This is a genomic window from Polaribacter sp. M10 (assembly GCF_054968445.1).
On the sequence record NZ_JBSSBG010000007.1, the window covers coordinates 56,059 to 70,157 of the forward strand.

The 14,099-nt window shown below is 31.5% G+C and carries 11 protein-coding genes and 1 pseudogene; 2 read left to right on the forward strand and 10 right to left on the reverse strand.

The annotated features are described in order from the left end of the window. Positions 1–52: 52 nt before the first annotated feature. From ACWYN7_RS08615 to nfsB, 7 genes and pseudogenes are all read right to left on the reverse strand, one after another. Positions 53–1,468: an efflux transporter outer membrane subunit gene (locus ACWYN7_RS08615; RefSeq protein WP_462859512.1), complete on the reverse strand. Its 1,416-nt coding sequence runs from the start codon at positions 1,466–1,468 to the stop codon at positions 53–55. A 4-nt stretch (positions 1,469–1,472) separates the two neighbouring features. Then, positions 1,473–4,610 (reverse strand): efflux RND transporter permease subunit, encoded by a 3,138-nt coding sequence (locus ACWYN7_RS08620; protein WP_462859513.1) that lies wholly within the window; start codon positions 4,608–4,610, stop codon positions 1,473–1,475. A 22-nt stretch (positions 4,611–4,632) separates the two neighbouring features. After that, positions 4,633–5,772: an efflux RND transporter periplasmic adaptor subunit gene (locus tag ACWYN7_RS08625; protein WP_462859514.1), complete on the reverse strand. Its 1,140-nt coding sequence runs from the start codon at positions 5,770–5,772 to the stop codon at positions 4,633–4,635. A gap of 4 nt (positions 5,773–5,776) precedes the next feature. Next, entirely contained in the window at positions 5,777–6,277 is a 501-nt protein-coding gene (locus tag ACWYN7_RS08630) for a GbsR/MarR family transcriptional regulator (RefSeq protein ID WP_462859515.1), read from the reverse strand. A gap of 392 nt (positions 6,278–6,669) precedes the next feature. Further along, positions 6,670–6,852 (reverse strand): annotated as a pseudogene (locus ACWYN7_RS08635) (AraC family transcriptional regulator); the annotation flags it as partial. A 194-nt stretch (positions 6,853–7,046) separates the two neighbouring features. Continuing rightward, complete coding sequence (locus ACWYN7_RS08640) at positions 7,047–7,886, reverse strand: DUF4437 domain-containing protein (protein ID WP_462859516.1); 840 nt, start codon at positions 7,884–7,886, stop codon at positions 7,047–7,049. A gap of 24 nt (positions 7,887–7,910) precedes the next feature. Beyond that, positions 7,911–8,570: an oxygen-insensitive NAD(P)H nitroreductase gene (gene nfsB / locus ACWYN7_RS08645; protein ID WP_462859517.1), complete on the reverse strand. Its 660-nt coding sequence runs from the start codon at positions 8,568–8,570 to the stop codon at positions 7,911–7,913. Positions 8,571–8,827: 257 nt separating this feature from the next. Between nfsB and ACWYN7_RS08650 the strand changes: the two genes are divergently transcribed. After that, positions 8,828–9,172, forward strand: a complete 345-nt coding sequence (locus ACWYN7_RS08650; protein ID WP_462859518.1) for a winged helix-turn-helix transcriptional regulator — start codon at positions 8,828–8,830, stop codon at positions 9,170–9,172. A gap of 55 nt (positions 9,173–9,227) precedes the next feature. Here the strand turns inward: ACWYN7_RS08650 and ACWYN7_RS08655 are convergent, their stop codons facing one another. Next, complete coding sequence (locus ACWYN7_RS08655; RefSeq protein ID WP_462859519.1) at positions 9,228–9,824, reverse strand: NAD(P)H-dependent oxidoreductase; 597 nt, start codon at positions 9,822–9,824, stop codon at positions 9,228–9,230. Positions 9,825–9,916: 92 nt separating this feature from the next. Here ACWYN7_RS08655 and ACWYN7_RS08660 point away from each other — a divergent pair, with 92 nt between their 5' ends. Continuing rightward, positions 9,917–10,828 carry a LysR family transcriptional regulator gene (locus ACWYN7_RS08660; protein WP_462859520.1) on the forward strand — a complete coding sequence of 304 codons (912 nt, stop codon included), beginning with the start codon at positions 9,917–9,919 and terminating at the stop codon, positions 10,826–10,828. Positions 10,829–10,856: 28 nt separating this feature from the next. Here ACWYN7_RS08660 and ACWYN7_RS08665 read toward each other — a convergent pair whose 3' ends face one another. Both ACWYN7_RS08665 and ACWYN7_RS08670 read right to left on the reverse strand, forming a co-directional pair. Further along, positions 10,857–13,349: an ABC transporter permease gene (locus tag ACWYN7_RS08665; RefSeq protein WP_462859604.1), complete on the reverse strand. Its 2,493-nt coding sequence runs from the start codon at positions 13,347–13,349 to the stop codon at positions 10,857–10,859. A 44-nt stretch (positions 13,350–13,393) separates the two neighbouring features. After that, the gene (locus tag ACWYN7_RS08670) at positions 13,394–14,083 is read right to left on the reverse strand and encodes an ABC transporter ATP-binding protein (RefSeq protein WP_462859521.1); all 690 of its coding nucleotides are present in this window, start codon (positions 14,081–14,083) and stop codon (positions 13,394–13,396) included. Positions 14,084–14,099: the final 16 nt, after the last annotated feature.

Consider the following 14,099-nt stretch of genomic DNA (forward strand, 5'->3'; position numbering starts at 1 on the left):
TACAAACCTCTTTTTAAAACTTGAGTACCCTAAAACTCAAAACATTTAAATTTTATTGCAATCCGCCACCTAATGCTTCGTATAAATCTACCACAGCAACCAATTGTTGCAATTTACTATCAATAACATTCAATTCTGCACTTAAAGCGCTTTGTCTTGCTGTTAATAAATCTAAATAATTGGCATAACCATTTTTAAGCAGCTCTTCTGAATTGGTTTCTGCCATTCTTAAGGCTTCTACTTCGTTTTTTCTGTATTCATATTTCTTTACTTCAGATTCGTACGTAAATAAAGCGTTAGAAACTTCGTTACCTGCTGTTAATAAGGTTTTCTTAAAGTTTAACAATGCAGTTTCTTGGTTGGCAATTGCCACTTCTTTCTGTGTTTTTAATTTCCTTTGATTAAAAATCGGTTGAGTAATTCCTCCCACAATCGTTGCAAACAGAGAACTTGTATCAAACAAATCATCAACATCTAAACTTTGTAATCCTCCAGAAGCAGTTAAAGTTAACGACGGATAAAAACTACTGTTCGCTACATTAGTCAACTCAAAAGATTGAATTAATCCATACTCAGCAGCAATAACATCAGGTCTATTTCTTAACAACAAAGTAGGTACACCTAAAACAATATCTTCTGTTATTTTTTGATCGTCTAATGCTGTACGTTCAAAATGTTGGGGAGTTTTACCCAACAAAATACTCAACGTATTTTCTGTTTTAAAAATAGCCGTTTCTATATCTACAGCTAATGCTTGTGCACTATTGTATTGCGCAATATTCTGGTCTACAGCTACCTGAGTTACTTGTCCAGCTTCTTTTAAGGCTTTAATAGTAGCTACACTACTTTTACGAGTCGCAATGGTTTGTTGCGTAACTTTTAACTGTGCATCCAAAGCCAATAAATTGTAATAGGTATTGGCTATACTTGCAATTAATTGTGTTTTAATCGCTTTATGAGCAGCAACATTTTGCAAATAGGCTGCCTGTGTTGCCCTTACATTACTTTTTATTTTACCCCAAATATCGGCTTCCCAAGATAAATTGGCAGCAATCTCATACGTGTCTATTCCACCACTAAACAAATCGCCAAACTGACTGTTTTCTGATAATTCTTGGTGCGTAACATTGGCTCCAATACTTACAGATGGCAAATAACCTGCCTTACCTTGTTTGGCATAAGCTTCTGCAGCAATCATTTGCTGTAGCGCTATACGCACATCCATATTTTGTGCTAAACCTTCTGCAATATAGTTTTGCAAATACTGGTCTGTAAATAAATTTTTCCAAGAAACCGCTGCCAAAGAAATACTATCTGTGGGCAAATTTTCTGTTCTGAATAAATTTTCGGTTTCGTTAAGTATTGGTCTTGTATACTCTTTTGCTGAAAAACAACTTTGTAATACAATAGCCATCATTACCAAAAGGGTACCTTTTTTAAGGTGATTCTTTTTTATATTTAGTTTCATCTTTTTAAGCTTCAATTGTTTGTACATTAGGCTTACCAGAAATTTTTTCTTGTAACCATTGAAATAAAATAAATAGAATAGGAATTACAAATACTCCTAAAATTGTACCAATTAGCATACCTCCTGCAGCACCAGTACCAATTGAGTTGTTTCCTTCTGAGCCAACACCTGAAGCTAATGCTAAAGGCATTAACCCAAGTATAAAGGCAAAAGAGGTCATTAAAATAGGTCTTAAACGTGCTTTAGCACCATCTATAGCAGCATCCACAATACTTTCTCCTTCTTTTCTTCTTGCCAAAGCAAACTCTACAATTAAAATGGCATTTTTAGCCAATAATCCAATAAGCATAATTAAGGCAATCTGAAAGTAGATGTTATTTTCTAAACCTAAAAACTTTGTACTAATATAGGCGCCAAATACCCCAAATGGTAATGAAAATATTACAGCAAATGGTAGTAAATAACTTTCGTATTGCGCACTTAATAAAAAGTATACAAATAAGATGCTTAGTATAAATATAAACGTCGTTTGGTTTCCTGCATTTACCTCTTCTCGAGTTAAACCAGAATATGCCACAGTATAATTACTTGGTAGTTTGGCAACTTCCTCTTCAATAACTCTAATGGCATCACCTGTACTAAAACCTTCGTTTGTAGCACCTGTTATTGTTGTTGAATTAAAAAGGTTGAAACGTGTTACTGATTGTGGTCCATACACACGCTCTAAGGTTACAAACTGTGTAATTGGCGTCATCTCTCCAGAATCTGTACGCACATACATGCTGTTTAAGGCATTCTCGTCTGCTCTATCTTCTGGTAATGCTTGAATATAGACTCTAAATTGTTTTCCATATTTAGAAAAATCTGAAGCGTATATTCCTCCAATATATCCTTGTAATGTTGAAAAAATACTATTAATTGGAACGCCTTTTTCTTTTGCTAAAGGCACATTAACTTCCATCTCATATTGTGGATAATTGGTGTTAAAAGCTGATGTTGCATATTTAATTTCGGGATGTTTCATTAAAGCCATAGAAAAGTCTTTATTGGCTTTATCTAAGTCTGTAAACTCGCCTCCAAATTTATCTAATAAATTAACTTCAAAACCAGATGAGTTACCAAAACCTCGTATACTTGGTGGCGCAAAGAAAATAATATTTGCTTCTGGTATAGTAGCCGCAATACCAAACAATTTTCCAATAATGGCTTGAGATGCCAATGATGGATCTTTACGTTCATCCCAATCGTCTAATTCAAAAAATCCAATTCCAAAATTACTACCAGCACCACTTATTAAACTACTCCCTTTAATAAATGAAACTCCAGTAACTCCTGGTAAATCTTTTGTTTTTTCAAACAACTCATTAGCTACTGCATTGGTTCTGTCTAAAGAAGCGCCTGCTGGTAATTCTATATTAGCGAAAATAATTCCTCTATCTTCATTTGGTACAAAACCTGTAGGTGTTGTTTTGGCTGCATAAAAAATACCAAATATGGCTAATACTAATAGTAAACCAGAAATCCATTTTCGTTTGTATAGTAATTGAAGTGATTTTCCGTATCTATCAATAGTTGCATTAAAACCACGATTGAATAGCGTATAAAAACGTTTTAATGGTCCTTTTCCTTTTAATTCTTCGTCATCTTTATGTTCTTTTAATAATAAGGCACATAATGCAGGACTTAAAGTTAAGGCATTTACTGCCGAAATTAATATGGCAATAATTAGCGTAACACCAAACTGCTCGTAAAATACTCCTGTTGGTCCTGTAATGAAAGTTACAGGAATAAATACTGCAGCCATTACTAAGGTAATAGAAATAATAGCTCCAGAAATTTCGTTCATGGCAGTTAGTGTGGCTTTTTTAGGATTGTGTTCGCCTTCATCCATTTTAGCATGAACCGCTTCTACAACTACAATAGTATCATCTACCACAATACCAATAGCGAGTACTAAAGCAAATAATGTTAATAGATTGATTGAGTACCCGAAAACATTTAAGAAAAAGAAGGTACCAATTATAGATACAGGTACTGCTATTGCAGGGATTAATGTAGATCTAAAATCTTGAAGAAATATAAATACAACTAAAAATACGAGTAAAAAAGCTTCTATTAAGGTACTTATTACTTTTTCTATAGACGCATTTAAAAATAAACTTGTATCATACGGTATTGAAATATGTAATCCTTCAGGAAGGTCTTTTTCTATAGATTGAAAAGTAGTTTTAATGTTTTCTATAATTTCCTGTGCATTGGATCCTTTGGTCTGAAAAATACCCATAAAAACTGCAGGCTTTCCTATAGTCATGGCATTAGACGCGTAAGATTGTGCATCTAACTCAATGATTGCAATATCTTTAAGCCTCAAAAACTCTCCATTTCCTAAAGCTTTTAGTACAATGTCGCTGTATTGTGCTTCGTCTTTAAAACGACCACTATAGGTTAATGTGTATGAGAATGATTCCCCATTATTTTGCCCTAAAGAACCTGCAGCAGCTTCTAAATTTTGTTCAGCTAATGCAGCAGTTACATCCGAAGGAATTAACCCATAAGAAGCCAACTTTTCTGGATTTAACCAAATTCTCATGGCATAATCTTGTTGCGAAAAGACGCTTACGTCTCCAACACCACTAATACGTTGTACAGCAGGAATTACATTGATTTTTAAGTAATTCTGAATAAAAGTAGCGTCGTAATCTTCGTTTTCAGAATACATTGAGATAAACATCAACGCACTGGTTTCTTGCTTTTGTGTTACAACTCCTGTTTGAGTTACCTCTGATGGTAGTAAAGGTGTCGCTCTAGCAACACGGTTTTGAACATTAACAGCTGCAATATCTGCATCTGTTTCTTGATCAAAATATACCGTAATTTCGGCTGTACCTGTATTTGATGCTGTAGAAGTAATGTACGTCATGCCTTCTACACCATTAATTTGCTCTTCTATAGGTATAATTACACTCTCTAAAACAGTTTCTGCATTGGCACCTGTATAATTGGCGGTAACTTTAATTGTTGGGGGTGCAATATCTGGGTATTCCTCTATAGGTAAGCTAGTTATACTAATTACTCCTAGTAAAACTATGATAATAGAGATTACTGTTGAAAGAACGGGTCTTTCAATAAATGTTTTTAACATGATAAATATGTGTTTGGGTTATCTAGTTTCTAAATAAGGTAGCTACTTGGGTTGTGGCTTCTTTAAAAGAAGTTTCTTTTGGCGATATTTCCATACCGTTTCTTAATTTTCCAACTCCAGAAACTATAATTTTATCGTTCGTTGTAAGTCCTGATTCTACTACATAAAGATTGTCTACTGTTCCTTTTATTTTTAAAATGGATGTAGCTACTTTATTGTCTTGGGTCAGTTTAAAAATCATAATATTTCCTTGTTGCTCAAAAGTAGCCGATTGCGGAACTACAATAGCATCTTTATAAGTGATTGGGAATCTTATTTTACCACTGTTACCATTGGTTAAAATTTCGTTAGGATTATCAAAAGCTGCTCTAATTTGAATGGTTCCTGTACTTTGGTTGATTTGACCTGTACTGGTTTGAATACGCCCTTTTTCAGAATACTCTTTACCATTAGCCAAAATCAACGTTAAATCTGGCGAATTCTTAATACGCTCTGCTTTGTTTTGACCTTCTGAGCGTTGTAAGTGATTGATGTATTGCGCTTCGTTAAAACTAAAAAAAGCATATACTTCGTCAATTTGACTCACTGTTGTTAATGGAGTAGCATCACTAGGACTAATTAAAGTACCTTCTCTAAAATTAATAGCGCCAACATAACCATCTATAGGACTCTTAATTGTGGCATAACCAATATTGGCTGTAACACTACTATAATTAGCTTTTGCTTGTGCTAAATTAGCTTTGGCTGTTTCTAATTGTACTGGACTAATTATGTTTTTTTCTACCAAAGGAATTAATTTATTAACCTCTACTTGTGCCACGTTTACACTTGCTTTTGCAGCACCTGCATCTTGACTTAAAGATTGGGTTTCTAATTTAAATAAAACTTGTCCTTTATGTACTTTTTGACCTTCGTCTACATATACTTTTTCTATATATCCAGACGTTTTTGCTCTTACATCACTATTTACTTTACCCTCTATAGTTGCAGGGTAATCAGTATAACCAGTTACGGTTTTTGTTTGTAATTGTGTTACAGGAAAAGGTAAAACCTGTTGCTGTTGTGCTGAAGTCGCTTTCGCTTTATCATTATTATCACAGCTAATCACAACTAGAAAAATACTAGCTATTGATAATATTGAAATTATTTTATTTATTTTCATTATTTTAAAGGTTGAATTTATTTTTAATTAGGTTTTCTTTTAGTTCTTTCATTGATGCAGAAGCACTTGCAATAAATTTGAGGTAATTATTATGAAATGTTAGGTCGAATTTTTCATCTTCTTCGGTTGCATTCTCATTTATAGCTTCTTTATAAGCTTTCATTTCAAGATGAAGCGCCTTAACAGATTCCCATTCATCCATCATAGTATCGATATGATTTAATACCGAATCTTTATTAACTACAAAGTACTTTTTACGGTCGCCCGTTTTAGTAAAATATTCTATTTTTTTTAGGTCTTGTAAATGGTTTAAATGTGTAGATATTGTGCTTTTACTTGCGCATAACACTTCAACCATCTCATCGAAAGTTGTACCTCGTTTCCCTGTTAAAATAATGTACGCCATTATGCGTGCTGCAACAGGCGCTAAATTATTTTTACTTTCTAAATGCACGCCAAGTCTTTCTACAAGCGCCATTTTTTTACTACATATCTCTTTCGTCATTATTACTTATTTTAATAATTACATGGCAAAAATAAACATTAGTTCGGAACAAACCGAACTAAACGAAGTTAAAAACGTGTTAAATAAAATAAAACAGGTAGTTACCTATTTTTAAATAAGATAAGTAAAACTAATATTTTACAAAATTATGATCTGATCAATTCAGAATTGATTAATTCTTGAGTGTTTGCTAATAATTCTTCAATTATATGGGACTTATAAGGCTTGTTTAGGTTTTCTGTGGCTATCATATTGATAAAATAAACAAATGCGATGATCTGCTAAGGTTTCAAAGTACATTTAACGCAACTCATGACTTTCACTATTTAGTATTTCTTCTATTTTTCGAAACCAATTATTTACCAGAAAATTTTGTTTTGAGCATTTGTATTTTAAAAAAAACTCTTTAAAAACTTAATATCTACAGTAGTTGTAGACGATTCTGCATTAACTACATAAATATCATCAGGAATAAAAACAAAAAAACTTTTTGGTGAATAGGCTACAGTTTTACCATTAATTTTAATGATTCCAATTCCTTTTTCAAAATATACAATTTCAAAAAAACGTATGGTTGTATAGTGGAAAAACTCAAAAAATGTTTAGTCTTTGTATTGTGCAATTACAATGTTTTGGATGATAGTTCTTGGCATAAAATAACATTTTTTAAAGCTACTAAATAATTTAAAATAGAAGAAGCCACATATTATAGTGGCTTCTTATTGCTTTTAGTTTCTACTTTAAATCATGTAATATAACAAATATTACTCTATTTTGCGTTTACTTTAAAACTGCCATTACTTCTAATGTAAATAACCGTTTCTGTATCTGTTGATAGGAATGAAAATGCACCTTCTTCAGCACCAAAATAAGATGGCGCGTTTAATTCCTTTTTCTCTCCGTTTTTAGCAAACTGATGTGTTAATCCTCCAGAAATAATAACCGCTCTAAAATTAGGGCTTAGGTTTTGAATTTTCCCCTTAAACCCAGCAGGTAATTTTAAAAGTGTTGCACGCAACTGATTTTTTTCGTGACTTCCCCATAAAAAAGCAGTTTTTACCTTACTTTTTTCATTTATCCATTCTATATCTTTGGCATTTAACCAAACTAAATTGGTTTTATCAACATTAACAGGTCTTTCTCCACTATCAAACGCTTCCGAAGTTGGTTTCACCAAATACGGACCTTCTTGAATGTCTAAAAATGCCATGTTTTCTATGCCATCAGCTGCAGTAATATGTGCTTCTCCTGCAGGTTGCTGCCAATAAGAACCAGCTGGCAACCATTGTTTTTCTGCATTTTCATCATCATTATGCAACAATCCTTTTATAACCACTCCACGATATGTAATATTATGAATGTGTGGAGGTGAAGAAAATCCTTTTTTAAATTTTACTAAAAATCCAGCAGGCTCGTTTTTTGTACGATCCCCCCAAAGTTTACCTGCTGCAGGACTTTTATCACCTCTTAAAGGATTTAACCAACCCCACTCTACCTGATCTGCTGTTACTACTTCGTTTTCAGTTTTAATCGGGTCTGTAGTTGGTGTTTGTGCATTTGCAAATACTGTAATTGTAAAAGCAATTAGAAATGCTATTTTTTTTATCATAACCTAAGTTTTTATTGATTAAGATTATATTTCAGTAAAAATTTCACTTTCTGATAATCTAGATTTTGGTGTTTTTTCGGTTGAATTAAAATCAGAATCCGTTCTATAACCTATAGAAACCGCTACTAAAGCAGTAAATCCTTTTTCTCTTAAACCAAACTCTTCATCTAAAGCTTTTACATCAATACCCTCCATTGGTGTAGCATCAATACCCAAACTTGCAACCCCTAATAAAAAGCTACCAATATTAAGATAGACTTGCTTTTCCATCCAATGTTGTAAATCTTTTAAATCGTATTTATGAATGCCTGCAAACGTTTTTACAGCACCTAAAAATCCGTTTTTTATATCTTCATTTGGGAATCTTCCGCTTTTATCTTCTGTTTCAGCAATGTGCTCATAATAAGCATCGTCTGCATCAATTTTAGCACAAAATAAAACTACTGCAGATGCATTGGTTACTTTAGGCTCATTAAAATGAAAAAATCCTTGCGTACCTTTTGCCATACGTGCCTTACCTTCTGTAGTTTCTGCAATGATAAAATGCCAAGGTTGTAGGTTTACACTAGAAGGACTCATTCTTAATAAATTTTTGACTTCGGCCATATCTTCTTCAGATATTTTTTTGCTTGCATCAAATTCTTTGGTAGTGTATCTCCAGTTTAAAGTTTCTCTTAAATTCATTTTTATTTCTATTTTAAGTTGATTTATCTAATTAATAGTTTTATACTATCAAAAGTATAGTGACAAAAGTATATATAGTTTAAGAGTTATACAATAACGGTCAAAAAGGATAGTATAAAAATCAGGTCTAAAATAATCGTATATAACTAAATAACAGTATTTTAAATAAAATGTTAAATTAACTATAAAAAGTATAGTTGTATAATTAATGATAGTATCTTAACTTTGCATCATTAATTTTTAAAAAAGGGAATAGTATGTATATTTTAAATGGTAAAGAATATCCTTGTTGTGCAAGTTTAACAATGGGATTTATTGGCGGAAAATGGAAAACGGTTATTTTATATCATTTAAGAGAAAAAACACTTCGTTATAACGAATTGCGAAAAGAAATGCCCACAGTTACTGAGCGAACTTTAAGTTTACAATTAAAAACACTAGAAGAAGATGGCTTAATTAAACGAAAAGTATATACGTCGAAACCGCCTTTAAAAGTAGAATATTCTTTAACCGATTTCGGTAAAACATTAGTCCCTGTAGTTCAAGCTATTGCAGATTGGGGAGTTTATGCTGTTAATGAAAAAGGTAAACTTACCCTTTAAATTAAATCCTAATTTCTAGTGTTTTTTATCGTTTTTAATACTGATGATTTGTGATTTAGAAATCAGTCATTAGATTTGTAAGAAAATCTTCGTATTGCTTTAATTCTAAAGGAACATCTGCATTTTTTTCCATATCATGAAAGTGATGTGTTGCTAACAACTCCATACCTGTAAATGCATTCATTCTATGAAAACCAAACATTACGCCTTCGTCTACACTTTTTTGATCGAAAAACTCATTTTCTAAAGTAAATGCAGTTTTGGGTGCATTCCAACTTGTGGTTAAAATGTATTTTTTTCCATGCATCAATCCTCCTGTTCCATAATTGATTTCTGGGTTTGTTCTAGATCTTCCATCACTTTTGTAAATTCCATTTTGATGACCTTCTGTAAAAACTTCATCAATGTACTTCTTAAATCCGAAAGGAATTTGAAACCACCAAATTGGGGTATGATAAATAACAACATCAGCCCATTTAAATTTTTCTACTTCTGCCTTAGCATCATAATTATCGCCAACTTGTGTAGTTTTTACTTTAAAATTTTCTGAGCTTTTAAGCAATGAAATGGTTTTATTGAATAGTGTTTCGTTAAATCTACCTCCAGAATGTGCAAAAGGATGACCTCCGTTAATTATAAATATATTTTTCATTTGTCTTTTATTAATTTAAAGCAAAATTAATGCGATTATAATTATTGTAAAAATAATACAAATCATACATTTGTATAAATATATTAATAGTTATGGTAAATTTAGAATGGTACAGAACTTTTAAAGAAATTTATGAAAATGGTACCTTAACAAAGGCTTCCATTGCATTATATGCTTCGCAACCAGGAGTAAGTGTGCATTTAAATGCTTTAGAAGCTTATGTGGGTAAAAAATTATTTGAAAGAACTTCAAGAAAAATGATTCCTACAGAAGATGGAAAATTTTTATATGAATTTATTATAGAATCTATCAACAAATTAGAAAGCGCAGAACAGCATTTTAAGAAAACAACTCAAGAGAAAAATCCGTCTTTAAATATTGGGATGTGTTCTGAAATGTTTCAGTTGATAATTGAGCCTGAAATACCAAAATTAGATTTTGATTTGGTAGCTAGATTTGGTGCGCATACAGACCTAATTAAAGACTTAAACAATGGAATACTAGATTTGGTAATTACCCCCAAAAAACAAAATGAAAAAAAGTCGTTGGTAGCTTATGCCCCTTTTTCTAAAGAAAGAATTGTGTTAATTGCAGGTAATAAAACAGATACCACTAAAATTCAAAAGCATATTGAATTGCATAATTTTAAAGAATTAGAACAGGAATTGCTTCAAAACACTTGGTATAGTTCATCTAATGAAATGGAACACTTTAGACGCTTTTGGTTCGAAAATTTCAATAAAAAACCTGCTTTTAAACCAAACTATATTTTACCCAATATAACTTCGATTATTAGATGTTTAAGCGATGGAACTGGATTAGCTTTAGTGCCAGATTTTTTATGTTTAGAACAAATTGAAAAACAACAAATACACTTAGTTTGGCAGGGAAAAGTAAAAACAGAAAACACCTTGTATTTTGCAACAAGAACAGATTTAAGACATCAACAAAAACTAGCCATTCTTAAAAATATTTTTATCTCTAAAATGATAACTACAGTATAGAAAAAGTTTTACTTTAAAATTTTAAAAACTAAACCTCTTTTCTTAAAACTTCTAAAGGCGGACTTTGTAAAACCGATTTTAAATTACTTAAACCAATAATTACCACTAAAATTGTAATACTTGGCAGAAAAACTAAAAACGGAATTGCAGAAGGCATAAAAGGTTCTTTAAACAATAATGTGGCTAATAATTGGCTACCTACTAAAGACAATAAAATTCCTGTTAAGCTACCCAACAAACCTAAATATACATATTCTAGAGCCGTAATTTGTAATATTTGTTTGCTTTTAGCACCTAAAGTTCTTAATAAAACACTCTCTTTTATTCGTTGATATTTACTGTTACGTACAGAACCAATCAACACAATAAAGCCTGTTAGAATACTAAAAAATGCCATAAAATTAATAATCCAAGAGATTTTATCTAAAATATCTTCGACAATTGTAAATACTTGTCGCAAATCTAAAATAGTAATGTTTGGAAAGTTTTTTACCAAATCTCTTTGCAAATCAGCTGAACTTTCTTCGTTTGCTGCATACGTTGTAATAACATTAAATTGTGGTGCTTTTTCTAAAACACCTGCAGGAAAAAGAATTAAAAAGTTTACTTGCATACTACCCCAATCTACTTTTCTAATACTCCCCACTTTTGTATTCATTAATACACCTTGAATATTAAAAGTAACTTTGTCACCAAGTTTTAAATTGGCATCTCTTGCAATACTTTCTGATATTGAAATTGGCACAGGTTGCTCACCATTAAAATTACCAGTAAAATCACCTTCTAACAGTTCTTCAGTTTCTACTAAATGATCTCTATACGTAACTCTAAATTCTCTATTTAACATCCATCTACGCATTTTAACAGTGGTATCTTTTCTTATTTCATTCGCTAATTTTCCACGAATACTATGCATACGCATTGTAATAATTGGTATGTTATCAATTACTTCTAAATCTTTACTTTCAAAATTCTGTAACAATGCTTTTTCTTGAGTACTTTGCACATCCATTAGAATAATATTAGCATCTGTTTTTTTGTTTTCTATGGATGTTTTTGCCAGTAAAATATCTTTGGTAAAATACAAGGTGCTAATTAAAAAAGTACCCAAACCAATGGCAACCACTAACACCATTGTTTGATTATTAGGTCTGAATAAATTTAATAAACTTTGTCTGCTTGTAAAGCCCCAAGAACTTGGAAAATACTTTTTTATAAGCTTGATAAATACATTAGAAACACCTGCTACAATAGCAAAAGTGATGAAAATTCCGATCGTAAACAGTAATCCATTTAAGGCACTTTTTAACATCCAAAAAGAAAATAAAAAAATGAATAACAGAATTGCTAAAATTACTAATATTCTTGCTTTTTTAGGTTTTTGCTGATTTTCTTCTTGACCTCTTAAAACTTCTAAAGGCGATACATACCAAGTACCTAACAAAGGCAATAAAGCAAATAAAACCGACATTAAAACTCCTAGAATAATCCCCATTAAAATTGGTTGAAAAGAGATAGAAACTTCTACACTAAATGGTAAAAACTCTTGTAAAATATAAGGAAATAAGAATTGCAAACCAATACCAATTGCTGCACCAATAATTCCTCCTATTAAGCCAATGCCTAAAATTTGAATCATATAAATTAAGAAAGATTGTTTTCTAGAAGCACCTAAACACTTTAAAACAGCTACGTTCTTTAATTTTTCTTTAATATAAATATGTACAGAACTTGCAATACCAATACAGCCTAATAAAAGTGCAATAAATGCTACTAGATTTAAAAACCTTCCTACATTATCATACCTTCTGCCAAGATTTCTACTAGTACTTGTATGTGTATCTAAATCAGCATTTTCATCATCTAAAATAGGATCTATTTTCTGGTCTAATGCTTCTAAATCTATTGTAGGATTTTTAAAAAAATATTGATATTCTGTTCTACTACCTAATTGTAATAATTCCGTTTTTTCTAAAAGCTGATAAGGAATTAACACAGAAGGTGCAATTGAAGATGAAATGGCTGTACTACCAGGAATCGATTTTAAAGCACCAATAATTGAAAAAGTAACTTTCCCTAATTTTATGGAATCTCCCACCTTTAAATCAAACTGTAACAATAAAGTAGCATCAACCAAAGCACCACCTAACTTTTGATAAGATTTACCAGCATTTTCTGGATCTGTAGTCAGTTCTCCATAAAAAGGAAAAGCTCCTTGCAAAGCTCTTACTTTTACTAATTTAGTACTTTCATTTTTTGGAAAAGCAGCCATAGAAACAAAATTGACTTCAGAAGCGTCTGCCCCTAAAGAATCTATAATTTTCTGTACTTTTTTGGATGGTTTTTGTCTGCTATCAATAATAAAATCTGCACCCATTAAAGATTTGGATTGCTTTTTAATATTGTCTTTTAAATTATAGCTAAACAACTGAATAGAAACCACAGCTGCAATACCTAAAATGATAGATGCCATAAAAAGCATTAACCTAGAAAGACTGGCTTTACCATCTCTCCAAGCCATTTTTAACAACCAATTGAACCCTGCTTTAGACTTATTAATACTCATTAAATTACAGCTGTTTTTTTATTAGAAATGATCTTACCTCCTTTTAATCGTAAAATTTGTTGCGTTCTGTTTGCTAAATCTAAATCGTGGGTAATAATTACTAAAGTTGTACCAGCTTCTTTGTTTAATTCAAACAACAATTGAATTACTTTTTCTCCAGTTTCTTCGTCTAAATTACCTGTTGGTTCATCTGCAAATAAAATTGCAGGTTTGTTAGAAAAAGCTCTTGCCAAAGCTACTCTTTGTTGCTCTCCACCAGACAATTGTGTTGGGTAATGATGCAATCTATCACCTAAACCTACTTTTGTTAAAAGTTCAATTCCTGTTGTAGCAGCATTTTTATCACCTTGTAATTCTAATGGTACAATTACATTTTCTAGTGCTGTTAACGTGGGTAATAATTGAAAATTTTGAAAAATAAAACCTACATTTTTATTGCGTAAAGCTGCTCGTTCATCTTCGTTTAAATCGTGTAAAGAAGTACCACATAATTCAACTGTACCTGCTGTAGGATAATCTAAACCAGCACATAAACCTAAAAGGGTTGTTTTTCCACTACCAGAAGGACCTACAATAGAAAATACACTCCCTTTTTCTACAGAAAAAGAAATATTGTTAAGTACTGTTAATTGTTTAGAACCACTGGTATATGTCTTCTCTAAATCATTAATCTTTAATATCTTTGACATTATTTATTTTTAACTT

Coding starts and splice junctions, on each gene's coding strand:
- ACWYN7_RS08615 (WP_462859512.1), bottom strand. CDS start 1,468: ATGAAACTAAATATAAAAAAGAATCACCTTAAAAAAGGTACCCTTTTG.
- ACWYN7_RS08620 (WP_462859513.1), bottom strand. CDS start 4,610: ATGTTAAAAACATTTATTGAAAGACCCGTTCTTTCAACAGTAATCTCT.
- ACWYN7_RS08625 (WP_462859514.1), bottom strand. CDS start 5,772: ATGAAAATAAATAAAATAATTTCAATATTATCAATAGCTAGTATTTTT.
- ACWYN7_RS08630 (WP_462859515.1), bottom strand. CDS start 6,277: ATGACGAAAGAGATATGTAGTAAAAAAATGGCGCTTGTAGAAAGACTT.
- ACWYN7_RS08640 (WP_462859516.1), bottom strand. CDS start 7,886: ATGATAAAAAAAATAGCATTTCTAATTGCTTTTACAATTACAGTATTT.
- nfsB (WP_462859517.1), bottom strand. CDS start 8,570: ATGAATTTAAGAGAAACTTTAAACTGGAGATACACTACCAAAGAATTT.
- ACWYN7_RS08650 (WP_462859518.1), top strand. CDS start 8,828: ATGTATATTTTAAATGGTAAAGAATATCCTTGTTGTGCAAGTTTAACA.
- ACWYN7_RS08655 (WP_462859519.1), bottom strand. CDS start 9,824: ATGAAAAATATATTTATAATTAACGGAGGTCATCCTTTTGCACATTCT.
- ACWYN7_RS08660 (WP_462859520.1), top strand. CDS start 9,917: ATGGTAAATTTAGAATGGTACAGAACTTTTAAAGAAATTTATGAAAAT.
- ACWYN7_RS08665 (WP_462859604.1), bottom strand. CDS start 13,349: ATGGCTTGGAGAGATGGTAAAGCCAGTCTTTCTAGGTTAATGCTTTTT.
- ACWYN7_RS08670 (WP_462859521.1), bottom strand. CDS start 14,083: ATGTCAAAGATATTAAAGATTAATGATTTAGAGAAGACATATACCAGT.